The organism is Brachybacterium sp. UMB0905 (assembly GCF_002871795.1).
Taxonomy (GTDB): Bacteria; Actinomycetota; Actinomycetes; order Actinomycetales; family Dermabacteraceae; genus Brachybacterium.
In genome coordinates, this window is record NZ_PNHL01000018.1 from 8,848 (window position 1) to 31,296 (window position 22,449).

Consider the following 22,449-nt stretch of genomic DNA (forward strand, 5'->3'; position numbering starts at 1 on the left):
CTATGCGAGGGCTTTTTCATGTCAGGGCCCGTGAGCGGGCGAGCACAGACCCCACAGCGAAGGATGGATCGATGACCGAGGCCCCCTACCGGTACACCGCACAGCTCGCGGACCAGATCGAGCGTCGCTGGCAGGCGCGCTGGGATGCGGAGGGCACCTTCCACGCCGACAACCCCGTGGGCGAGCTGCGGGCGTCGGCCGCGTCCCTGGAGGAGGCCGCCACCGGCGCGCTGCCGGATAAGGCCTACATCATGGACATGTTCCCCTTCCCCTCCGGGAAGGGCCTGCACGTGGGCCACCCCCTGGGCTACATCGCGACCGACGTGTACGCCCGCTACCAGCGCATGCTCGGCAAGAACGTGCTGTATGCGATGGGGTACGACGCCTTCGGTCTGCCCACCGAGCAGTACGCGATCGAGACCGGCACCCATCCGCGCGAGACCACCGAGGCGAACATCGCGAACATGAGCCGGCAGCTGCACCGGCTGGGTCTCTCGCACGATCCGCGCCGCACCTTCGCCACCACGGACCCGGAGTTCGTGAAGTGGACGCAGTGGATCTTCCTGCGCCTGTTCGACTCCTGGTATGACCCGGATGCCGAGAATGCCGACGGCGTCACCGGTCGTGCGCGCCCCATCGCGGAGCTGCGGGAGCTGCTGGACGCAGGCGAGATCGATCCGCTGCGCCTGGCTGAGCGCACGAACGTGGAGCTGCCCACGCAGCTCGCCGATGCTCTCGCCACCGGCGACACCCTCGATCAGACGCAGCGCGAGGCTCTGCTGGGAGCCTTCCGTCTCGCGTATGTCTCGGAGACACCGGTGAACTGGGCTCCGGGGCTCGGCACGGTGCTGTCCAATGAGGAGGTCACGCCCGACGGCCGCTCTGAGCGCGGCAACTTCCCGGTGTTCTCGCGCCGCCTGCGGCAGTGGAACATGCGCATCACCGCGTACGCCGATCGGCTCGTGGATGACCTGGAGCGGGTGGAATGGCCGGATGCGGTCAAGGCGATGCAGCGCAACTGGATCGGCCGCTCGCGCGGCGGGATCATCCGCTTCACGATCTCGGCGGAGGGCACCGCGCGCCACGACGATTCCTTCGAGGTGTTCACCACTCGGGTGGACACCCTGTTCGGGGCGACCTTCGCGGTCCTCTCCCCCGAGCACGGCCTGATCGTCGACCCGCAGGAGCTGCCCGCCGCCTGGCCGGAGGGCACGCAGGAGGCCTGGACCGGCGGCCATGCCACTCCCCGCGAGGCCGTGGCCGCCTATCAGGCGCAGGCCGCGGCGAAGAGCACCGAAGAGCGCACCGCCGATGATCGCGAGAAGACGGGCGTGTTCACCGGCCTGTGGGCCCTGAATCCCCTCGACGGGCGCCGCCTGCCCCTGTTCACCGCCGACTATGTGCTGATGGGCTACGGCACCGGCGCGATCATGGCCGTGCCGGCGGAGGACGCCCGCGACTGGGATTTCGCCGAGCGTTTCGAGCTGCCGATCATCCGCACCGTCCGCCCGCCCGAGGGGCATGAGGGCGTGTGGACCGGCGAAGGCGAGAAGATCAACTCCGCCAGCGCCGAGCTGGACCTCAACGGCCTGGACATCGACGAGGCGAAGGCGAAGGCCCTGCAGTTCGCGCTCGAGCGCGGTTTCGGTCGCGCCCACACCACGTACCGTCTGCGCGACTGGCTGTTCTCCCGCCAGCGGTACTGGGGCGAGCCCTTCCCGATCGTGTACGCCGAGGACGCCCCCGACGTGCCGATCGCGCTGCCGACCTCGATGCTGCCGGTCGATCTGCCGGAGGTCTCGGACTTCTCGCCGCAGACTTTCGACCCCGAGGACGCCGAGACCGAGCCGCAGACCCCGCTCTCACGCAATGAGGACTGGGTGAACGTCACCCTGGACCTGGGCGACGGCCCCAAGCGGTACCGCCGCGAGACCAACACGATGCCCAACTGGGCCGGGTCCTCCTGGTACGAGCTGCGCTACATCGACCCCACCGACGATGAGCAGCTCGTCGACCCCGCCAACGAGGCCTACTGGATGGGGCCGCGCGAGGCGGGCGACGTCGGCGGCGTGGACCTGTACGTGGGTGGGGTGGAACATGCGGTGCTGCACCTGCTGTACGCGCGCTTCTGGCACAAGGTGCTGTTCGATCGCGGGGATGTCGTGAGCCAGGAGCCCTTCCACCGCCTGCTGAACCAGGGCTACATCCAGGCCTACGCCTACACCGACGAGCGCGGCTTCTACGTGCCCGCCGACGATGTGGTCGAGGAAGAGGACGGATCCTTCTCGTATCAGGGCCGCCCCGTGACGCAGGAGTATGGGAAGATGGGCAAGTCGCTGAAGAACATGGTGACGCCCGATGACATGTACGAGCAGTACGGGGCGGACACCTTCCGCGTCTACGAAATGTCGATGGGACCGCTCGAGCTCTCCCGACCCTGGGAGACCCGCGCGGTGGTGGGCGCACAGCGCTTCCTGCAGCGGCTGTGGCGCCTGGCGGTCGATGAGGAGACCGGTCAGAGCGTCATCAGCGAGGACGCGGCCGATGAGGAGACGCTGCGGGCGGTGCACCGCACCATCGAGGGTGTGGGCCGCGATATGCGGCGTCTGCAGTTCAACACCGCGATCGCAAAGCTCATCGAGCTGGTGAACCACCTGACGCGGCAGCTGACCGCGACCGGTGCGGTGCCGCGCGAGGCGGTGGAGCCGCTGGTGCTGATGGCGGCGCCGCTGGCCCCGCACCTGGCCGAGGAGATGTGGGAGCGCCTGGGGCACCGCGACCGGGTGGCCCGGGCGCCGTTCCCGACGGCCGACCCGGAGCTCGCCAAGGCGCAGCTGGTCACGTGCGTGATCCAGGTGAAGGGCAAAGTGCGTCACCGCATCGAGGTGGACCCGGAGATCGCCGAGGCGGACCTCGAGGCGGCCGTGATGGCTGAGGAGCGGGTCCAGGAGCTGCTGGAGGGCCAGACGCTGCGCAAGGTCATCGTCCGCGCCCCGAAGATCGTGAACCTCGTGATCTGAGCGGAGCCGAGGACCTCTCCTCCACAACCCGCCGGTATCCACAATGACGGGGCCTGTGCTGCGCAGGCCCCGTCGGCGTCCCTACGGTCGGGCCATGAACACCTTCTGGGGATCCGATACCGACGCTCTGACCACAGTCTCCGAGACCTTCGAGCACGCCGCCGAGCGGCTCGGGGACCTGACCACGACCCTGACCGATACCGCGCACACCGTGCCATGGATCGGGCCGGACGCCGATGACTGGCGAACCCTGCATGACCGGATGATGGAGAAGACGCGGGAGGTAGGCCGCGAGATCGCACGCCTCGCCCGCCGCCTGTTCGAAGAGTCCCGGGAACAGGAGGAGTGCTCTCGCGCCGACGGTTCCGGGGACGGGAGCCCCACCCGTGGCGCACCCCCGCCCGAGCGGGACTTCGGCAACCAGCCCTTCACCTGGCCACCCCGACCGGGGTTCATGCCGCGCGAGGCCCAGGGACAGCGCGATCCCCTGGATCTGCCGACGATCTTCGGGCCGATGATCCACCCCGACCCGATCCGTCTGGGCGAAAAGCTGCGGGATCTCCCGCTCCCCTCGCTGAAAGAGGTCTGGGGTCCGTTCCAGCACGAACCCCTGCCAGGCGAACCACCGCCGCGGGAACCTGTCCCCCGGGATGACCAGTACGCCCTGGACCCGGAGGTCCTGGAGCAGGCACAGAAGGGACGCCGCAAACTGCTGGGCGCCATTCCTCTGGCAGGTACGGCGCAGTGGCTGCTGCCAGGACATGAGATCGTCGGCCAGGCGCTGGACGGCGTGGAGAGGGGCCTGGAGAACGCCGGGCTCGGGGTGCTCACCCCGGCGCTGACCGGACCGAAGATGATGCACTCGCTGTCCGGCATCGCCATCGGCGAGCGCTCGACCTTCGCCCAGGTGGTGGAGGGCATGGACCACGGTTTCGCGGGGGCGCTGCAGACCACCCAGGAGCTGTCCGAGGCGGTGGGCGAGCGGGATGCAGCCGCGGCCGCGCGGACCCTCGAGCGGGGCATGTATCGCCAGGCCGGGTCGGGTGCCGAGATCCTCACCGCATTCGCGGCACCAGCGGTCATCGGCGGCGCGGGCGAGATGATCGGACACACCGCGGACGTAGTCGAGGTCGCCAGCCCGCAGGCTGCCGCGCCGCTGCACCGCACGGCCGAGGAGATGGAATCGGTCGCGTCCTTCCTGGAGGAAGGACGCGACCGCATCACCGATGCGCAGGCCGCCTACGAGCTGCGCCGCACCTACGTCCCGCTGCCCTGGGATGAACGGGGGTGAGGCTGATCAGCCCTGCGTCGCCGCACCCGACGATGCTTCGCCCGCCAATACATCGCCCTGTGCGGGGTCCCCATCCGCGGCAGCCTGCTCATCGTCCTCCGAGGCGGTGTGCTGGACTTCGAGGTCCAGTCCACCCTCTCCGGCGGTGACCGTCACGCGCTCACCGTCGTGGACGCCACCGGTGAGGATGAGGCGGGCCAGGGCGTCGCCGATCTGCTTCTGCACCAGGCGCTTGAGCGGCCGGGCGCCGTACAGCGGGTCGAAGCCCTCCTGGGCGAGCCAGGTCGTCGCGGACTCATCAACATCCAGCGTGATCCGACGATCCTCGAGCCGTCGCGCAACCTCCGCCACCTGGAGGGTGACGATGCGGGCGAGCTGCTCACGGCTGAGGGATTCGAAGACCACGATGTCGTCGAGGCGGTTGAGGAACTCCGGCTTGAAGGAGGCGCGCACGGTGGTCATCACCCGCTCGTGCTTCTCCTCCTCCCCGAGCGCCGGATCCTGCAGGGCATGCGCCCCGAGGTTCGAGGTGAGGATGAGGATCGTCGAGCGGAAGTCCACGGTGCGGCCCTGACCGTCGGTCAGGCGGCCGTCATCGAGCACCTGCAGCAGGATGTCGAACACGTCTGAGTGGGCCTTTTCGATCTCATCGAGCAGCACCACCGAGTAGGGACGGCGCCGCACGGCCTCGGTGAGCTGGCCGCCCTCGTCGTAGCCGACGTAGCCGGGCGGGGCACCGACCAGGCGGGAGACGGAGTGCTTCTCGCCGTACTCCGACATGTCGATGCGGATCATCGCCCGCTCATCGTCGAAGAGGAACTCCGCGAGCGCCTTCGCAAGCTCCGTCTTGCCCACACCGGTGGGGCCGAGGAACAGGAAGGAGCCGGTGGGACGGTCGGGGTCCGCGATCCCCGCGCGGGAGCGGCGCACCGCATCGGACACCTCGGTGACCGCGCGCACCTGGCCGATCAGACGCTGCCCGATGATCTCCTCCATGTGCAGCAGCTTCTCGCTCTCACCCTGCAGCAGGCGCCCGGCGGGGATGCCGGTCCAGTTGGAGACCACATCAGCGATGTCATCCGGGCCCACCTTGTCGGCCACCATCGGGCCGTCTTCCTCCTCACCGGCGGCCTCCTGCTCCTCCGCAGTGCGCAGTTCCTCCTTGAGGGCAGGGATGTCGCCGTAGAGGATCTTCGAGGCGGCGGTGAGGTCACCCTCGCGCTGAGCCCGGTCGGCCTGCATGCGCAGCTGCTCGAGCTGCGCCTTGAGGTCGCCCACAAGGTTCAGTCCGGCCTTCTCCCGCTCCCAGCGGGCGGCCAGCTCTTCCATCTGCTCGCGGCGTTCGGCCAGCTGGGCCTGCACCGACTCCAGCTGCGCGATGCTGCCGGGGTCCTCGCTGCCGCTGAGCGCGAGCTCTTCCATCGTCAGGCGGTCCACCTGACGACGCAGGATGTCCAGCTCCTCCGGGGAGGAGTCCAGCTCCATGCGCTGGCGCGACGCCGCTTCATCCACGAGGTCGATCGCCTTGTCCGGCAGCTGCCGACCGGAGATGTACCGGCTGGAGAGCGACGCGGCGGCCACGAGCGCGGCATCGGTGATGGTGACCTTGTGGTGGGCCTCGTACTTGTCCTTCAGACCGCGCAGGATCGTCACGGTGTCCTCAACACTGGGCTCACCGACGAACACCTGCTGGAAACGACGCTCGAGCGCCGGGTCCTTCTCGATGTTCTCGCGGTACTCATCCAGGGTGGTCGCACCGACCATGCGCAGCTCACCACGGGCGAGCATGGGCTTGAGCATATTGCCGGCGTCCATGGAGCCATCGCCGGTCCCACCGGCGCCGACCACGGTGTGCAGCTCGTCGATGAAGGTGATGATCTGCCCGCCGGAGTCGCGAATCTCGTCGAGGACCGCCTTCATGCGCTCCTCGAATTCGCCGCGGTACTTCGAGCCGGCCACCATCGAGGCGAGGTCCAGGGAGACCAGGCGCTTGCCGCGCAGGGATTCGGGCACGTCCCCAGCGACGATGCGCTGGGCCAGGCCCTCGACGACGGCGGTCTTGCCCACGCCGGGCTCGCCGATGAGGACGGGGTTGTTCTTGGTGCGGCGGCTGAGCACCTGGATCACGCGGCGGATCTCGCTGTCGCGGCCGATCACGGGGTCCAGGCGGCCTTCGCGGGCGGCGTCGGTGAGGTCCACGCCGAACTTCTCGAGGCTCTTGAAGGTTCCTTCAGGGTTCTGGGAGTCCATCTGGGTCATGGGGTCATCTCCTGGGGTCAGGGTGGCAAGGGCGGTGCGGAGGGCGCGGGGGCCAGCTCCGACGGAGGAGAGCAGACGAGCGGCGGAATCCCTGCCCAGGGCGATGCCCAGCAGCAGGTGCTCGGTGGACAGGTAGGTGCGGGAGGCGGCGTCGGCCTCCTTGCGGGCGGTCTCCAGGGCATCGAAGCCGGGGCCGACGAAGGTGGGCGAGGCAGCAGAGGCCCCGGTGGCGCGCGGCAGCTCGGTGATGGCATTCTCGGCACGCTCACGCACGGCCTCGGGGTCGGCGCCGGTGGCCTCGAGGGCCGCGCGGGCGATCCCGTCTGCCTGCCCCATCAGTGCCCACAGCAGGTGCAGGGGGCTGATCTGCGGGTTGCCGAGCTCAGCGGCGCGTTCAGCCGCCATGGTGACGGCTTCCTGCGAGCGGGTGGTGAATCGGAACTCCACGGTGCTCCTCTCCGGATGGTCGGTGACATCGGGATCAACGCACACCAGGTTGAGTCTATTCCGCTCAACTTCGCGGAGTGTGGGCTGTAACGCTGTTCCGGACCGTTATCCACCATCATGCCGGGGCACGGCCGAGGGGACCTTCCTCCCTGTAGCATCGTCGCGGGACCGCACCGCGCCCGTCCAGGGGAACCGATGCCGTCGTCGTGCCGTTCCACCCAGCAGTGAACCGCCATCGAAACCGAGGCCGTCATGTCCCACCCCCCGCAGCAGCCCCACGGGCAGTACATGCCCAACGGGCGTCCCCGCCCCGGCGCGCCCACCCATGTGCCCGACGCACCCGCCTTCCAGTCGCAGCCGCGCTTCCGCGACTACGGCAATCCGCGCGCCTACGACACCTCGGTGCGCCCCACCTCGGGCCTGACGGCCGCCCGCTTCGGTCCGGCGCAGATCCAGCGGCCGGCTCAGGCACAGCCGCAGTCGGCGTGGGCCACGCAGACCCGCCGCGTGCAGCAGGTCGAGCAGGAGGCGACCAAGGCTCCCACCACGAGCATCCTCGTGTGGATCGCTCTGGTCATGCTGGGCTTCGCCCTGCTTCTGGTGCTGGGCTACTTCTTCCTCGACTTCGTGGTGACGGCCTCCTCGAGCCCCATCTGGTGGCCGGTCGCCGCGTTCCTGGCGCTGATGTCCCTGATCGTGATCTCGCTGGTGATGCTGCTCGCGGACCGGTGGGATCCCCAGCCCATCCCCCTGCTGATCATCGCAATCTTCTGGGGAGCGGCGGTCTCTGCCTTCGGCAGCTACTGGATCAACACCTTCAACAGCTTGATCGTCTACGCGATCACGGGCAGTGAACCGATCACGAACTTCTTCGGCCCGGTGATCAGCGCTCCGCTGGTCGAGGAGAGCACGAAGGGCCTGGGCCTGCTGCTGCTGCTGATTCTCGCGCGCCGCTATTTCAACGGCCCGCTGGACGGCCTGATCTACGGCGCCCTGATCGGCGGTGGCTTCGCCTTCACCGAGAACATCATCTACTACACGCGCGGCTTCGAGGGCGCTGGCGTGGGAGGGCTGGTCTTCCTGGTGATGCTGCGCGGCGTGGGGAACATCTTCGGCCATGCCATCTACACCTCGGCCACCGGCATCATCATGGGGTACGTGGCGCGCAAGTGGGGGACGATCCCCACCTTCATCGCGTTCATCCCCGCGCTGATCCCGGGCATGCTCATGCATGCGGCCTGGAACCTCAGTGCGACCATCCTGCCCGGCGGGCTGGTGAGCCTGCTCCTCATGTACGGCACCAAGGCCGTGATCGCGCTGGTCTGGCTGATCGTCATCGGTCTCCTGGTCTGGGATGAGTCCCGCCTGACGCGCGTGCGCCTGGGCGATTACGCGAACCAGGGCTGGCTGACGCACGAAGAGGTGAACATGCTCGCCACCTGGTCGGGCCGACGCGAGGGTCGCCGCTGGGCCGCGCAGATCGGGGCGAAGCCCATCATGAAGAGGTTCATCCGCGAAAGCGCGGACCTCGCCTCCATTCGGCAGCGGCTCCTGGCCGATGGCGCGAATCCGAAGGTCGTGGAGACCGAACGGCAGCTGCTGGGCCGCTTGACGTCGAACCGCCAGCAGTTGCTCGCCCACGCTCGCTGAGCCGGGGCCAGCCTCTCGCCGCCGCGCGGGCTCAGGACGTCCCCGCGCGGCAGAAGCGGCACGGGCAGAAGCCGCGGCAGAAGACGCGGCAGAAGCCGCCGGGGCAACAGAGGCAGCCGGGGCAGCAGAGGCCGCAGAATCAGGCGCTCAGTACCCGCCGCCATCGCGCCGCGAGGAGTCGCGGCCGCGCAGACGGTCCAGTGCCCGCCGCTCGCGCTTGGTGGGGCGGCCGGTCCCCCGCTCACGGCGGGGTGGCGCGGCCGCCAGCTGCAGGGCCGGCTCGGGGCTGTGGTCCTCGTAGGCGGTGCGTGCGATGGGTGCGCCCACGCGGGTGGTGAGGATCCGCGTGACCACGATGATCCGCTCCCGGCCGGGTGCGCGGATCCGCAGTTCATCGCCCACCACGATGCGCTGCGCAGCCTTGACCGGCTCGCCGTTGCGGCGCACATGTCCGGCGCGGCAGGCGGCCGTCGCCGCGGAGCGGGTCTTCATCAGCCGCACGCTCCACAGCCACACGTCCAGACGGACTGTGGCCGCCCGGTCTCCTGCTGCGGCCGGGCCGGAGTCGGCGGCGTTCACGGCTGCTGCGGTGCGCGCACCAGCGGCCACGGGTCCAGCACCTCCAGCTGCGCGGCGAGCGCCAGCAGGAGCGGCTCCGCACCCCAGCCCGTCGCGCCCAGCTGGATGCCGAAGGGCAGCTCGATCCCGTCGATCTCCTCGCGGTGCAGCGGGATCGCGATCGCCGCGGTGCCGAGCATGTTCCAGCTGCTGGTCCAAGGGGTGAAGGCACGCTGGGCGTCGAAGTCCGCGCCGCCGTCGGACAGCTGCAGATCCTGCGGGAAGGCCGGAGGGCCGGCGAGCGCGGGCGTGAGCACCAGATCGTAGGGGGCGAGCTCCTCGAGAGTGCGACGCGCCAGAGCCTGCACCCCGCCGAATGCGCGCGCGAGATCCACGCCGCTGAAGCCCCGCCCCTGCTCGCGCAGCCAGCGAGTGAGCTCCAGCAGCTGTGCCTCCTGCTCGGGAGGCAGGTCGATCGTGGCGGCGCCCACCGTCCACAGCGGCATGAACGCCTCCCACTGCTGCGGGGTGAAAGGGGCGGGGATCTGAGTCAGCTCGTGACCGAGGCCGCGCAGCAGCTCGCCGGCGCGCTCCAGGCCCGCGATCGCGGCCGGGTGCACCTCGGGGTCGGCGGCCAAGCCTTCGCGCAGCACGGCGATGCGCAGCGGCCCGGGAGCCTCCGCCTGCTCCAGTGCGGTGAGGAAGGATGCGGGCGCGGCGGCGGGCGGGACGAAGTCGCCAGGGCGGGGCCCGGCGATGATGTCCAGGCCAGCGGCGAGGTCACGGGCGGTGCGGGCAAGGATCCCGTCGGTCACCAGTCCCATGCCCTCGCTCGCATGCGGCCCCGGGGAGACCAGGCCGCGGGAGGGTTTGAGCCCCAGGATGCCGCAGCAGGCGGCAGGGATCCGCACCGAGCCGCCGCCGTCGGAGCCGTGGGCCAGCGGCACCACGCCCGCCGCGACCGCAGCGGCGGCGCCCCCGCTGGATCCCCCGGCGGTGCGGCGCTGGTCCCAGGGGGTGCGGGCCGGGGCGCCGGTGGCTGGTTCGGTGTAGCAGGGCATCCCGAATTCCGGCGTGCTGGTCTTGCCGATGGTGAGGGTGCCGGCGGCGAGGATGCTCTCGGCCACCCCGTCGGTGACCTGCGCAATGTTTCCCTGCAGGGCGAGCGAGCCTGCCTCGAAGGGCTCTCCGGCGATCTGGGTGAGGTCCTTGATGGGCAACGGGACGCCCAGCAGCGGGGCGGCGTCGGCGAGGTCCTCGCGGGCGCTCGCACTGCGGGCCGCCCGCAGACGCTCAGCGACCGCATCAGCCTGCCGCAGGGTGAGGTCCTCGAGGACATGGGCGAAGGCACCCACCTGCGCACCGACACCCTGCGCCGCCTCGAGGGTCTGGGCGGCAAGGTCGTGAACATCCAGCGCGCCCTCCCGCAGCGCGGCGGCAGTCTCGAGGGCGCTGAGCGGTGCAGCGCTCATGCGGACGCCTCACGGTCACGGTCCTTGCGGACCTGCTCGAGGATCCCTGGGATCGCCTCGTCGATCTGGTCCCAGGCGAGCTCGAAGTCCGCTTCGGTGCCGTACCACGGGTCGCGGATGCCGGTGTCCTCCACGTGCCCGGGAGCGAAGTCGCGGACCATGCGCAGGGTGCGCGCGGCGCGCTCCTCTCCCAGTGCCTGCTGCAGAGGGCCGACGTGATCGTGGTCCAGGGCGAGTACGAGATCCGCCGCGCGCAGGTCCTCGGCGTCCATGGCGCGGGCGCGGTGAGCGGAGGCGTCGATGCCGTGCCGCTCAAGCAGGGCGCCGGCGCGGGGGTCCACCGGATTGCCGACCTCCCACTCGGAGACGCCGACGGATTCCACCTCCACCTGCTCATCGAGGCCGGCATCGGCCAGGGCGGCGCGCAGGGCGTACTCCGCCATCGGGGAGCGACAGATGTTGCCGGTGCACACGGTGATGATGCGGTAGGTCACGAGGATTCCTCCTGCGCGGACGGGGCGGGGCGGCGGGGGCTGGCGACGAGATCCTCGTACTCCGGGTGCCGCTCGATCCAGCCGCGCACGAACCAGCAGGTGGCCCGGGCGGCCATCCCGCGCTCGCGGATGTCATCGAGGGCGAAGCGGACGATCGCGGAACCGATGCCCTGCCCGCCGCGGTCGGGGGCGACCACGGTGGAGCGCAGATCCCGCAGGCGGGTGGGGGCACCCGACGGGGCGTCATCGGCGTGGGGCAGCTCCTCATCGCCGTAGGCGAGCACGGCGATGACCGTCTCGCCGTCGAGAGCTTCGTAGCGGTCGCGGTCCGCGTCATGGACCAGGCGCACCGCGCCTGGCGTCGCAGAGGTCTCATCCATGCCGGTCACGGTACACTGCGGCCCATGCCTGCGCCCCTGATCTGGCACATCACCGAGCTGTCCGCCTGGGAGGCCGCGGTGCCGTCGGGCCGGTACACCCAGTCCACGCGGGGCCGCTCCCTCGCCGAGGAAGGTTTCGTGCACGCCTCGTGGCCGGAGCAGGTCTCGCAGGTGGCCAAGCGGGTGTACCCGGACCGGCCAGAGAACCTGGTGATCCTGGAGATCGATGTGGCGCGCGTGGAGGCATCGGGCGTCGCGGTGGACATCGAGGCGGACCGTGACGGCAAGGGGCGCGGCTACCCGCACATCATGGGGCCGCTGCCGGTCAGTGCGGTGCTGCGGCTGCGACGCACGAAGTGGATCGGCCGCGAGTTCGTCGTGGTGGCCTGAGGACCGGCGCCCCGGCCCACCCCCGTCGGCCGTTCCGGGCGTACCCTGGGGTATGGCCCGCTCACAGCGCTCTGCGCAGTATCTCGATATCCATCCGGTGGATCCGCAGCCCCGCCTGATCGACAAAGCGGTGGCGGTGCTGCAGGACGGCGGTCTGATCGCCTACCCCACCGATTCCTGCTACGCCCTGGGGTGTCGGCTGGGCAATACGGACGCTCTCGAGCGGATCCGACGCATCCGGCAGGTGGGCAAGGACCATCACTTCACGCTGGTGTGCGCGGACTTCGCGCAGCTGGGGCAGTTCGTCATCGTCTCCAACCCGGTGTTCCGCCTGGTGAAGAATGCGACGCCGGGGCCGTACACCTTCATCCTGCCGACCACGCGGGAGGTGCCGCGCAAGATGGCGCATCCCAAGAAGCACACCGTCGGGGTGCGGATCCCGGAGCATCGGGTGACGCATGCGCTGCTCGAGGCGCTCGGGGAGCCGATCGTCTCTTCGACGCTGCTGCTGCCGGGGCAGGAGGATCCGCCCGCGGAAGGCTGGGTGGTGCAGGATCTGCTGGGCGAGCAGGTGGAGGCGATCATCGACTCCGGGCAGGTGGGCATCGAGCCCACCACCGTGGTGGATCTGTCCGGGGATGGGCTGGTCATCGCGCGCGAGGGCGCCGGGGACGTCTCACGTTTCTGAGGCCGACGGTGAACCTGCCGCCGGATCCTGCGGTGGATCCGCGGCGGGCAGGCGGGGGCTGAGCACACCCGAGAAAGCGATGATGCCGAGCGCGTAGACCGGCATCACCCACAAGGCGTAGCGCAGGGTGACGGCATCGGCGAGCGCGCCCACGAGCGGCGGGGTGGCCACGAAGCCGACGCGAGCCAGCCAGCCCACCACGGTGATGCCCACGCCCGGGGGGACGCCCGGCAGCTCATCGGCCACGCGGAAGCCGGCAGGGAACAGGGTCGCCACGCCCCAGCCGGCGCAGGCGAAGCCAAGCAGCACGGTCGCGGGGGTCGGCACGGAGAGGGCCAGGGTCATCCCCGCGGCGGACAGCAGCGCCCCCGCGCGGGCGGTGGCGCGGTCCCCGAAGCGGTCCACGATCACATCGCCCAGGAAGCGCCCACCGGTCTGGGCGCCCTGCAGCGCCACGAAGGCCATCCCGGCCATGAAGGGCGTGACGGTGAAGGTGTCCTTCATGAACAGGGCGCCCCACGTGTTGCCGGCGTCCTCGGTGGCGCCGGCGAAGGTGAGAATCCCACCGAGGGCGAGAATCAGCCCAAGGGCCCGCAGGCTCATTCCGGCGATCCGGAGGCCGCCCGGCGCGGGATCGGCGGGAACCTCGCCTGCGGAGGCTGGGGAGGGTCCGGCGGCGAGCAGTTCCTCCCGCTCGAGGGTGTCGTGCCCGGTCAGCATGAAGCGCAGCGACCCCACGGCGAGCGTTCCGAACAGGAGTAGTCCGGCAAGACCCTGGGCCCACAGCGGCACGCCGAGCTGTGCGGCTGCGGCGCCGAGCAGGCCGCCGGCGACCGCGCCAAGGGACCACCAGCCGTGGTAGCTGTTCATGATCGAGCGGCGGTAGCGGCGCTCGACGCGCATGCCGTGGGCGTTCATCGCAATGTCGGTGATCGCATCGGCCCCGGCGGCCAGCAGCAGCGCCGCGGCCAGCCACGTCCAGGAGGCCGAGGTGTACACCAGCAGGTGGGAGGTGGAAGCGATGGTCTGGAACAGCACGGCGGTGCGCGCTGAGCCCAGGCGCCGCATGAGCGTGGCGGCGAACAGGCCCGCCAACAGCCCGCCCACGGGCCCGATGCCCACCGCGAGACCGAAGGCGGTGTTCGTCAGGCCGATCCGCTCGACGAGCTCCGGGTAGCGCGGGAGGATCGCGGAGAACGATGCGCCGTTGAGCAGGAAGATCAGAGAGACCGCCCAGCGGGCACGGCGAGCATCCGCTGGCGGGGCGGGCCGGCGGCGAGTGGGCCGAGGAGAGACGGGCGAGGTGGCGTGATCGTTCACGGGTCACCATTGTCCCCGTTTCGGAGGGCCGATGCGAGCCCCGTCGGCCCCTCACCAGGGTCGATCAGGGCACATCGGGCGCCGACCGAGGCACGTCGGGGGACGATCGGGGTGTATCGGGGGCCGACCCGGGTGCATCGGGCGCGCGATCAGCGCACACCGGAGGCCGCCCTGGGCGCACCAGTGCTGGCGACACCAGGTGCGCCTGCCCGCAGTCGGGGACTGCGGGCCGTACCGTGATGCCATGTCGACACATATCGGTGCTACCCCTGATCAGATCGCCCCTCACGTGCTGATGCCCGGTGACCCCTACCGTGCGCGGTGGATCGCCGAGACTTTCCTCGAGGACCCCGTCCAGTACAACGACGTGCGCGGCATGCTCGGCTTCACGGGCACGTACCAGGGAGTGCGGATCTCCGCGCAGGGCTCCGGCATGGGCCAGCCCTCGATGGCGATCTACGCCCATGAGCTGCTCGCGGAGTACGACGTGCAGACCATCATCCGCGTGGGCTCCTGCGGCGGTCTCTCCGAGGCGGTGAAGGTGCGGGACGTGGTGCTCGGCGTCGCGGCCTCGACCGACTCGGCGATGAACGTACCGCGCTTCGGACACGTGAACTTCGCACCGGCCGCGGACTTCACACTCGCGCGGATCGCCGCCGAGGTCGCCGATGAGCGACTGCTGCCGTGGACCGCAGGTGGGCTGTTCTCCGCCGACCAGTTCTACAACCCCTCCCCCGAGGTGACCAAGAACCTGGCGCAGTACGGCGTGCTGGGCGTGGAGATGGAGGCAGCGGCGCTGTACACGCTGGCCGCGCAGTTCTCGCGCCGCGCGCTCGCGCTGTGCACCGTCTCCGATCACCTGATCACCGGGGAAGAGACCAGCGCGCAGGAGCGCCAGGAGACCTTCGAGGACATGATCGTCATGGCGCTCGAGACCATCGTGCGGCTGGAGCGCGACCACAGCACGCGCTGAGTGTGGGAGCTGCGCCGAGCGCGGGGCCCACACCCTTCCTCTTCACGTTTTCGGCTCCTGCGTTCCAGATCTGGAACGCAGGAGCCGAAAACGTGCAGTGAGTGGGGCGCGGTGCGGCGCGGGCGCAGGCCTCGCGCGCGGGCGCGCGACCCCGCGCGGGACGCGCTCAGCGGTTGAGGACGCGGGGCACCAGGTCGAAGGTGGCGTAGAGCGCGACGAGGCTCATGGTCAGGCCGCCCAGGAACAGGCCGACGGAGGGCTCGTCCATGGAGATCAGGCTCATGACGTACAGCCCGCCGGCGAACAGACCGAACAGCACCACGAACAGGATCACGGACAGCACGGTGCTGTTGCCGCGCGAGGTGACGTTGTCCTCGCGGGCCTCGCGCTCCTCAGGGGCGGTGGTGTGCTCGATGCTCATCTGCCTTGTCCTCTGTCGATGCTCTGACGTCGATGCTCTGGCTGAGCGGATCCGCGGACGGGCGCGGACAGCCGTGCTCATCCTAGACCAGCGCAGGCGCCTCCGTGGTCTCGGCACGGTGACGGATCGCCGTGAGCAGGACCTCGAACACGGCCCGGCCTGCATCGCCGTCGAGCTCGGGATGCCACTGGATGCCCAGCACCGCGGGGCTGCCGGTGGCTTCGACGGCGAGCACCAGGCCGCTCTCGTGAGAGGCGACCGGGCGCAGGCTCGGCGGGAGACTGCGCACGCCCTGATGGTGGAAGGCGGTGACGCGGGCACGGGTGCCGAGCACGAGCCCCAGGTCGCTGTCGGGCACGATGCGCGCCTCGACCGTCGTCGGCCGCTCCCCCGTCGCCGGGTGCGCGGGGACATCCAGGGGGAGGTGGCGGTGCAGGTCACCGCCCTCGGCCAGGACGATCAGCTGCAGTCCGCGGCAGATCCCGAGCACCGGCACGCCCGCACGGCGAGCCGCCCGGTACAGCGCGGTCTCGAAGGCATCGCGCGCGGGGTCCGGGGTGAGATCGGTGGGCAGAGCATCTGCGCCCCAGGTGGCGGGGTCCAGGTCGGTGCCGCCGGTGAGGACGAGGCCGTCGAGCTCGGCGATCTCCTCATCGGTCCACTCATCCTGCGGGGAGATGACGACGGGCCGGGCGCCGATGGCCCGCAGCGCGCGCACGTACGCGGTGTTCAGGGTGACGGCGTCATGGCCGACCCACGCCCCGGACATCATGGTGGCGGTCCCCGCGGTCACGCCGATGAGTGGGCGACGGGTGCGCTGCGCCATGATGCTGTCCTCTCTCCGTGGGATCCAGTGCCGCGGGACCGCGACAGCACCCAGGAGACACCCTGCGCGTCAGGGTGGGCGAGGTTTGTGGCGGAATGTGACGGCGGCGCGCCCGGGCGGGGAAGCCGCCGGAGCCGACCCGGCACCCCGCAGAACCATCGATGTGGGCGCGCTGCCCGATGCGCCTGGCGGCAGCTGCGCGTGCCCCGGTTCGGCCGATGGGCAGCTCAGCGCAAGCCCGCTCCCACCTGGTGGTGCTCGGCGATGGCCTGGTGGTAGTAGCCCTTGAGCTGCTCGGCAAGCACCGGCCAGGTGCGTTTGCGCACAGCGTCCTGCGCGGCGCGGCCGAAGGCAAGACGCTTGGCGTCGTCGAACAGCAGGTCGCCCGCGTGCTCGCGCAGCTCATCGAGCATCCCGGGGGTGTACAGCCAGCCGGTGGACGACGGGGTCACCAGATCCACGGGGCCTCCGCTGCGCGGGGCGATGACCGGCAGACCCGAGGCCATGGCCTCCTGGATGGTCTGCCCGAAGGTCTCCAGCTCCCCGGGGTGGATGAACAGGTCGGCGCTGGCCATGTGGGTGGCCAGATCGGTGCCGGAACGGAACCCGGCGAAGCGGGCGCGCGGCATCTCGCGGCGCAGGGCGTCCCGCTCGGGCCCCTCCCCCACGATGAGCAGCCGCACCCCGGGCATATCGTGGATGACCTTGAGGTCCGCAACCTGCTTCTCCGGGGCGAGGCGCCCCACGTACACCACGAGCTTCTCGCCGCGCTCGGTGTACTTCGCGCGCAGTTTCTGGCTGCGCAGACTCGGGGAGAACAGGGAGGTGTCCACGCCGCGGCGCCACAGGTCCACCCGCTCGATCCCGTGGTCGATCAGCTGATCGCGGGTCGCGGTCGACGGGGCGAGGTTCACGGTGGCGCGGTTGTGAACATCGCGCAGCAGCTGCCAGGTGGCGCTCTCCAGAAACGGCATGCCGTAGCGGGCGGTATACCCGGGAATATCCGTCTGGTACACGGCGACCGTCGGCACCCCGAGCTTCTGGGCGGCGACCACCGCGCGGCCGCCGAGGATCATCGGGGAGGCCAGATGGATGACATCGGGCTCGAAGTCCTCGATGCGGCGGCGCAGGGAACCGGCGCTGGTGGTGGCGATCCGCACCTCGGCATACCCCGGCATGGGGGCGGAGGCGACGCGGCGCACGCGGATGCGGCGGCCGCAGGAGGTGCGCAGGTGCTTATCGGCACCCGGCCACTTGGGGGCGATGATCCCCAGATCATCCCCGGTGGCGGCGAAATGGTCGACGACGCGGAGCACCGAATTGGTGACCCCGTTCATGTGCGGAAGGAAGGACTCGGCGACGACAAGGATCCTCACGCCGCCGATGATGCGCCGCGCGTCCTGCCCCCGTGTCACGGCCACGTGACATGTCGCCGACGGCCCGGTGAACTCTTCGCCCGGGCCGTCGGCGAGGCGGCAGGAGCCGCCTCAGAGCCGCACCTCCGCGACCTTCCTCAGAGCCGTGCGGACGCGATCGCGGCACCCTCCACGAGGGATTCGAGCTTCGTCCAGGCGATGTCGGGGTGGATGCGTCCGCCCAGACCGCAGTCGGTCGAGGCGATGACCCGCTCCGGACCCACCACCCGCGCGAACTGCTCGATGCGCTGCGCCACCAGCTCCGGGTGCTCCACGACGTTCGTGGAGTGGGAGACGATGCCGGGCACGAGCACCTTGTCGGCCGGAAGATCCACGTCCTGCCACACCGTCCACTCGTGGGCGTGGCGGGCGTTGGCGGCCTCGAAGGAGTAGTACTTCGCGTCGATCTGCAGCAGCAGCGGCACCAGGTGCTTCAGCTCGATGTCCGTGGTGTGGGGGCCGTGCCACGAGCCCCAGCACAGGTGGAAACGGGTCTGTTCGGTGGGCACGTTCACCAGGGCGCGGTTGATCGCGTCCACGCGCTTCTGCGTGAAGGCCACGTAGTCCTCCACGGTGGGCTCGGGGTTGATCTGGTCCCAGTTCTCCGCGATCGAGGGGTCATCGATCTGAACCACCAGGCCCGCGGCCGCGATCGCCTCGTACTCCACGCGCATGACCTCGGTCCAAGCATCCAAGAACGCGTCCTCGTCCCGGTAGTGGGCGTCCACGATCCGGCTGCCGGAGCCGGGCGAGAGGCTCGCCAGGTAGCCGTTGTCGTAACCGCTGGCGTCCAGGGCCGCGCGGAGGTTGGTGATGTCCTGATCCACCAGCTCCCGGCCGCGCTCGCTGTAGGACACCGCGCCGGTGGCCGACGGGAAGGTGCGCTGCGCGCCCAGGGAGATCCCGGACTCGGGATCCTGGTACGCATCGCGGAAGCGCACCCAGTCGCGGCGGTCCGGGAACGAGGTCAGCCGCACCTTCCCGGGCTCCGAGCGCACGGGCTGGGAGGTGAGGTGGTCCTCGCCCGTCAGCTCCAGGCCGTCCACGCGGTCGAAGATGTACGACCACCAGGAGCCGTAGTTCACGGCTGTGCCCATCACGTGCCCGTATTCCCCGTCATTCGGGATCGAGATCCCGATCTGCTGCTGGCGCGCCACCACGTCACGGGTGGCTTCGCGGAGGGTGTGGGAGAACTCCTCCGAGGGCAGCGGGGTGAGCCCGTCGTCATCGGTGGGGCGGTTCGCATTGGCGGCGATGAGCTCGGGGGTGCGCGGCAGGGAGCCTGCGTGGGTGGTGAGAATCTCGGTCATGCCGGAACCGTATGCGATGACGCCCCGGCCAGGCGGCCGGGGCGTCATCGTCGTTCACACAGGGCGTGGGCTGAGCGCGCGAGGGAACCTCAGCCCTCGAGCGGCCAGGTGGGCACCAGGTTGCGGTCGCCGAAGGCCTGCTCGATGCGGCGCACCGGCGGCCAGTACTTCGCCTGGACCCGCATGGCCCGGGTGTCGTGCACGGCCGGGTCCTCCGCGGTGGCATGGATGCCCGGGTAGACGGCGACCTCGCGGGAGTAGGGGTGGGTCCACTCTTCGACTGCGACCGACGCTGCGGTGTGCGGGGCGTTCACCAGCGGGTTGTCGTCCTTGGGCCACTCCCCCGCCACAACCTGCTCGGCCTCCTTCGCGATCATGAGCATCGCGTCGACGAAGCGGTCGATCTCTGCGAGGTCCTCGGACTCCGTCGGCTCGACCATGAGGGTGCCCGCCACGGGGAAGGACATCGTCGGGGCGTGGAACCCGTAGTCGATCAGACGCTTGGCGACGTCATCGACGGTGATGCCGGTGCGGTCGGTGAAGGGCCGCAGGTCCACGATGCACTCGTGGGCCACCAGGCCGTTCTCCCCGGTGTAGAGGATCTCGAAGGACTCCGAGAGGCGCTTGGCGGTGTAGTTCGCCGCGAGCACCGCGGAGGCGGTGGCATGCCGCAGACCCTCCGGGCCCATCAGGCGGATGTACGTCCAGCTGATCGGCAGGATCGACGGGGAGCCGTAGGGCGCCTGGGAGACGGGCTTGCCGCCGTGGACCTGATCGCCCTGGCCCGCGACCGGATGTTCGGGCTTTTGCATCGCGAAGTGGCCGGGCAGGAACGGCGCCAGATGCGCCTTCGCGCCCACCGGGCCGACGCCCGGGCCACCGCCGCCGTGTGGGATGCAGAAGGTCTTGTGGAGGTTCAGGTGGGAGACGTCTCCGCCGAACTCACCGGGCTTGGCGACCTGCAGCAGCGCGTTGAGGTTCGCGCCGTCCACGTACACCTGGCCGCCCGCATCGTGCACCAGCTCGCACACGGTGCGCACCTCGGATTCGTACACGCCGTGCGTGGACGGGTAGGTGATCATGATCGCGGCGAGCTGATCGCCGTGGTCCTTGATCTTCTGCTTGAGGTCATCGAGGTCGATGTTGCCGCCGGCATCGGAGTCCACGACCACCACGCGCAGGCCGGCGTTGACGGCGCTGGCGGCATTGGTGCCATGTGCGGAGGAGGGCACCAGGCACACGTCGCGCGATCCCTCGCCGCGGGAGGCGTGGTAGGCGCGGATCGCCAGCAGGCCCGCGTACTCGCCCTGCGAGCCGGCGTTGGGCTGCAGCGTGACGGTGTCGTAGCCGGTGAGGTCCGTCAGCCAGGTCTCCAGCTGGGTGATGAGGTCCAGGTAGCCGGCCACGTCCTCGCGCGGGGCGAAGGGGTGGATGGCGTTGAACTCGGGCCAGGAGATGCCGGCCATCTCGGTGGCGGCGTTCAGCTTCATGGTGCACGAGCCCAGCGGGATCATGCCGCGGTCCAGCGCGAAGTCGCGGTCCGCGAGGCGGCGCAGGTAGCGCATCATCGCGGTCTCGGAGCGGTAGGAGGAGAACACCGGGTGCTGCAGGAACGGATCCTCGCGCACCAGGGAGTCCCAGCCCGCGCCGGAGGTGACCTCGGCCAGCTCCTGGCCGGGCTCGCTGGCGTAGGCGTCGAAGGCTGCGGCGATCGAGCGCACATCCTCCGCGGTGACGGTCTCGTCCAGAGACAGGTGCACGCGGTCATCGCCGATGGTGTGCACCAGGAACCCGGCGTCCCTGAGGCTCGCGGCGACGTCATGCGCCTGCCCTGTGACCTGCACCTCGAGGGTGTCGAAGAAGGCTTCGTTCGCCAGCTGGAAGCCGCTGCGGCGCAGCACATCGGCGAGCCGGGCGGTGTGATCAGCGACGGTGCGGCCGATCCTGGTCAGCCCCTCCGGGCCGTGGTAGACGGCGTACATCGCTGCCATCACCGCCAGCAGCACCTGTGCGGTGGTGATGGAGCTGGTGGCCTTGTCGCGGCGGATGTGCTGCTCGCGGGTCTGCAGGGACAGGCGGTAGCCGGGGTTGCCGTCGGCGTCCTTGGAGACGCCGACCAGGCGGCCGGGCAGCTGCCGCTCGAGGCCCTTGCGCACGGCGACGAAGCCGGCGTGGGGGCCGCCGAAGCCGAGCGGGATGCCGAAGCGCTGGGTGGTGCCGACGGTGACATCGGCCCCGAGCGAGCCCGGGGAGGCGAGCATGGTCAGAGCCAGCAGGTCCGCGGCCACGATCGCGACGGCCTTGGTGGACTTGACCTGCTCGATCACCGTGCGGGGATCCCAGATGCGGCCGGAGGCGCCGGGATACTGGATGAGCGCACCGAAGTACTCGCCCTCGGGCGCGCCCTCGGTCGCGAAGTCGACCTCGCGCAGCTCGATGCCCAGGCCCTCCGCACGACCGGCGAGGACCTCCTTGGTGGCCGGCAGCGCGTCGGCGTCGACGAGGAACACGTTGCCGTTGCGCTTGGCGGTGCGGCGGGCCAGCATCAGCGCCTCCGCCGCGGAGGTGGACTCATCCAGCGTTGAGGCGTTGGAGATGTCCATACCGGTGAGGTCGCAGACCATGGTCTGGAAGGTCAGCAGCGCCTCCAGACGACCCTGGCTGATCTCCGGCTGGTACGGGGTGTAGGCGGTGTACCAGGCGGGGTTCTCCAGCACGTTGCGCTGGATCACCGCGGGGGTGTGGGTGCCGAAGTACCCCATGCCCATCAGGGAGCGGCGCACGGTGTTGCGGGAGGCGAGCGCCTTCAGCTCGGCGAGCGCCGCCGGCTCGGTGATCCCGGCGGGCACGGCGGAGGCAGCTCCGGCGGACCCCTCCTCGAGCAGGATGGTGCCGGGCACCGCGGCCCGCAGCATCTCGTCCAGCGACTCGAAGCCGAGCACCTCGAGCATGTGCCGCTGGGCGGCGGAATCGGTGCCGACATGGCGGCGGACGAAGGAGTCGTGGTCGGACACGGGCGATGCGGTCATGGAGTCGAAGTTCCCCTGCTCAGAAGCGGATGTACATGGGTGATGACGGTGGGGTCGGGTGGGCCGACATGACGGGCGGGCGGCCGCAGTGCGACCGCCCGCCCGGTGGGATCAGGACTGGGTGATGGCCTTGTAGCCGGCCTCGTCCAGGAGATCCTCCGGCAGAGACTCGAAGCGGGCCTTGATCAGCCAGCCGTCCTCGAAGGGCGAGGAGTTGACCAGCTCGGGGCTGTCCACGACGGCCTGGTTGACCTCGGTGACGGTGCCGCTGAGCGGAGAGAACAGGTCGGAGACGGACTTGGTGGACTCGATCTCGCCCATCTCGGTGTGGGCGGAGATCTCATCGTCCACCTCGGGCAGGTCGACGTAGACGACGTCACCGAGCTGCTCGGCGGCGAAGTCGGTGACGCCGATGACGGCCAGGCCGTCGGACTCGACGCGCACCCACTCGTGGTCCTTGGAGTAGAGAAGCTTGTCAGACATGAGGGTCCTTCCTTCAGGTGTCC

The 22,449-nt window shown here is 70.2% G+C and carries 18 protein-coding genes; 6 read left to right on the plus strand and 12 right to left on the minus strand.

Features of this window, described 5'->3' with window-relative positions; translation table 11 throughout:
- Positions 1–71: 71 nt before the first annotated feature.
- Both leuS and CJ197_RS13425 read left to right on the plus strand, forming a co-directional pair.
- Positions 72–3,020 carry a leucine--tRNA ligase gene (gene leuS, locus CJ197_RS13420; RefSeq protein ID WP_102237251.1) on the plus strand — a complete coding sequence of 983 codons (2,949 nt, stop codon included), beginning with the start codon at positions 72–74 and terminating at the stop codon, positions 3,018–3,020.
- Positions 3,021–3,114: 94 nt separating this feature from the next.
- Positions 3,115–4,311, plus strand: coding sequence for a hypothetical protein (locus CJ197_RS13425; RefSeq protein ID WP_102237252.1), 1,197 nt, complete (start codon positions 3,115–3,117; stop codon positions 4,309–4,311).
- A gap of 6 nt (positions 4,312–4,317) precedes the next feature.
- Here CJ197_RS13425 and clpB read toward each other — a convergent pair whose 3' ends face one another.
- Entirely contained in the window at positions 4,318–7,017 is a 2,700-nt protein-coding gene (gene clpB / locus CJ197_RS13430) for an ATP-dependent chaperone ClpB (RefSeq protein WP_102237253.1), read from the minus strand.
- A 252-nt stretch (positions 7,018–7,269) separates the two neighbouring features.
- Between clpB and CJ197_RS13435 the strand changes: the two genes are divergently transcribed.
- The gene (locus CJ197_RS13435; RefSeq protein WP_102237254.1) at positions 7,270–8,667 is read left to right on the plus strand and encodes a PrsW family intramembrane metalloprotease; all 1,398 of its coding nucleotides are present in this window, start codon (positions 7,270–7,272) and stop codon (positions 8,665–8,667) included.
- Between the two features lie 147 nt (positions 8,668–8,814).
- On the opposite strand, the gene CJ197_RS15430 is transcribed toward CJ197_RS13435, so the two are convergent.
- From CJ197_RS15430 to CJ197_RS13455, 4 genes are read right to left on the minus strand one after another with little or no spacing between them, the layout of a single operon-like run.
- The gene (locus CJ197_RS15430; protein ID WP_255407891.1) at positions 8,815–9,246 is read right to left on the minus strand and encodes an RNA-binding S4 domain-containing protein; all 432 of its coding nucleotides are present in this window, start codon (positions 9,244–9,246) and stop codon (positions 8,815–8,817) included.
- Positions 9,243–10,697 (minus strand): amidase, encoded by a 1,455-nt coding sequence (locus tag CJ197_RS13445; protein ID WP_102237255.1) that lies wholly within the window; start codon positions 10,695–10,697, stop codon positions 9,243–9,245. The genes CJ197_RS15430 and CJ197_RS13445 overlap by 4 nt, the downstream gene beginning before the upstream one ends.
- The gene (locus CJ197_RS13450) at positions 10,694–11,191 is read right to left on the minus strand and encodes a low molecular weight protein-tyrosine-phosphatase (protein WP_102237256.1); all 498 of its coding nucleotides are present in this window, start codon (positions 11,189–11,191) and stop codon (positions 10,694–10,696) included. The genes CJ197_RS13445 and CJ197_RS13450 overlap by 4 nt, the downstream gene beginning before the upstream one ends.
- Entirely contained in the window at positions 11,188–11,571 is a 384-nt protein-coding gene (locus CJ197_RS13455) for a GNAT family N-acetyltransferase (RefSeq protein WP_102237257.1), read from the minus strand. Before CJ197_RS13455 ends, CJ197_RS13450 begins: the two co-directional genes overlap by 4 nt.
- Positions 11,572–11,595: 24 nt before the next feature.
- Between CJ197_RS13455 and CJ197_RS13460 the strand changes: the two genes are divergently transcribed.
- Positions 11,596–11,961, plus strand: coding sequence for a DUF952 domain-containing protein (locus CJ197_RS13460; protein ID WP_102237258.1), 366 nt, complete (start codon positions 11,596–11,598; stop codon positions 11,959–11,961).
- Between the two features lie 52 nt (positions 11,962–12,013).
- The gene (locus tag CJ197_RS13465) at positions 12,014–12,649 is read left to right on the plus strand and encodes an L-threonylcarbamoyladenylate synthase (RefSeq protein WP_102237259.1); all 636 of its coding nucleotides are present in this window, start codon (positions 12,014–12,016) and stop codon (positions 12,647–12,649) included.
- Here CJ197_RS13465 and CJ197_RS13470 read toward each other — a convergent pair.
- Positions 12,638–13,969 carry an MFS transporter gene (locus tag CJ197_RS13470; protein ID WP_102237260.1) on the minus strand — a complete coding sequence of 444 codons (1,332 nt, stop codon included), beginning with the start codon at positions 13,967–13,969 and terminating at the stop codon, positions 12,638–12,640. The genes CJ197_RS13465 and CJ197_RS13470 overlap by 12 nt on opposite strands.
- A gap of 244 nt (positions 13,970–14,213) precedes the next feature.
- Here CJ197_RS13470 and deoD point away from each other — a divergent pair, with 244 nt between their 5' ends.
- Entirely contained in the window at positions 14,214–14,942 is a 729-nt protein-coding gene (deoD, locus tag CJ197_RS13475; protein WP_102237261.1) for a purine-nucleoside phosphorylase, read from the plus strand.
- 166 nt (positions 14,943–15,108) lie between these two features.
- Here deoD and CJ197_RS13480 read toward each other — a convergent pair whose 3' ends face one another.
- The 6 genes from CJ197_RS13480 to gcvH form a co-directional block, all read right to left on the minus strand.
- The gene (locus tag CJ197_RS13480; RefSeq protein ID WP_102237262.1) at positions 15,109–15,363 is read right to left on the minus strand and encodes a hypothetical protein; all 255 of its coding nucleotides are present in this window, start codon (positions 15,361–15,363) and stop codon (positions 15,109–15,111) included.
- Between the two features lie 82 nt (positions 15,364–15,445).
- Positions 15,446–16,189, minus strand: a complete 744-nt coding sequence (locus CJ197_RS13485; protein WP_102237263.1) for a gamma-glutamyl-gamma-aminobutyrate hydrolase family protein — start codon at positions 16,187–16,189, stop codon at positions 15,446–15,448.
- A gap of 227 nt (positions 16,190–16,416) precedes the next feature.
- On the minus strand, positions 16,417–17,565 hold the full coding sequence (locus CJ197_RS13490; protein WP_102237275.1) for a glycosyltransferase family 1 protein: 1,149 nt from the start codon (positions 17,563–17,565) through the stop codon (positions 16,417–16,419).
- A gap of 137 nt (positions 17,566–17,702) precedes the next feature.
- Positions 17,703–18,914, minus strand: a complete 1,212-nt coding sequence (locus CJ197_RS13495; RefSeq protein ID WP_102237264.1) for a cobalamin-independent methionine synthase II family protein — start codon at positions 18,912–18,914, stop codon at positions 17,703–17,705.
- A gap of 89 nt (positions 18,915–19,003) precedes the next feature.
- Positions 19,004–21,943 (minus strand): aminomethyl-transferring glycine dehydrogenase, encoded by a 2,940-nt coding sequence (gcvP, locus tag CJ197_RS13500; protein WP_102237265.1) that lies wholly within the window; start codon positions 21,941–21,943, stop codon positions 19,004–19,006.
- Between the two features lie 111 nt (positions 21,944–22,054).
- Positions 22,055–22,426, minus strand: coding sequence for a glycine cleavage system protein GcvH (gene gcvH, locus CJ197_RS13505; RefSeq protein ID WP_102237266.1), 372 nt, complete (start codon positions 22,424–22,426; stop codon positions 22,055–22,057).
- Between the last annotated feature and the right edge of the window lie 23 nt (positions 22,427–22,449).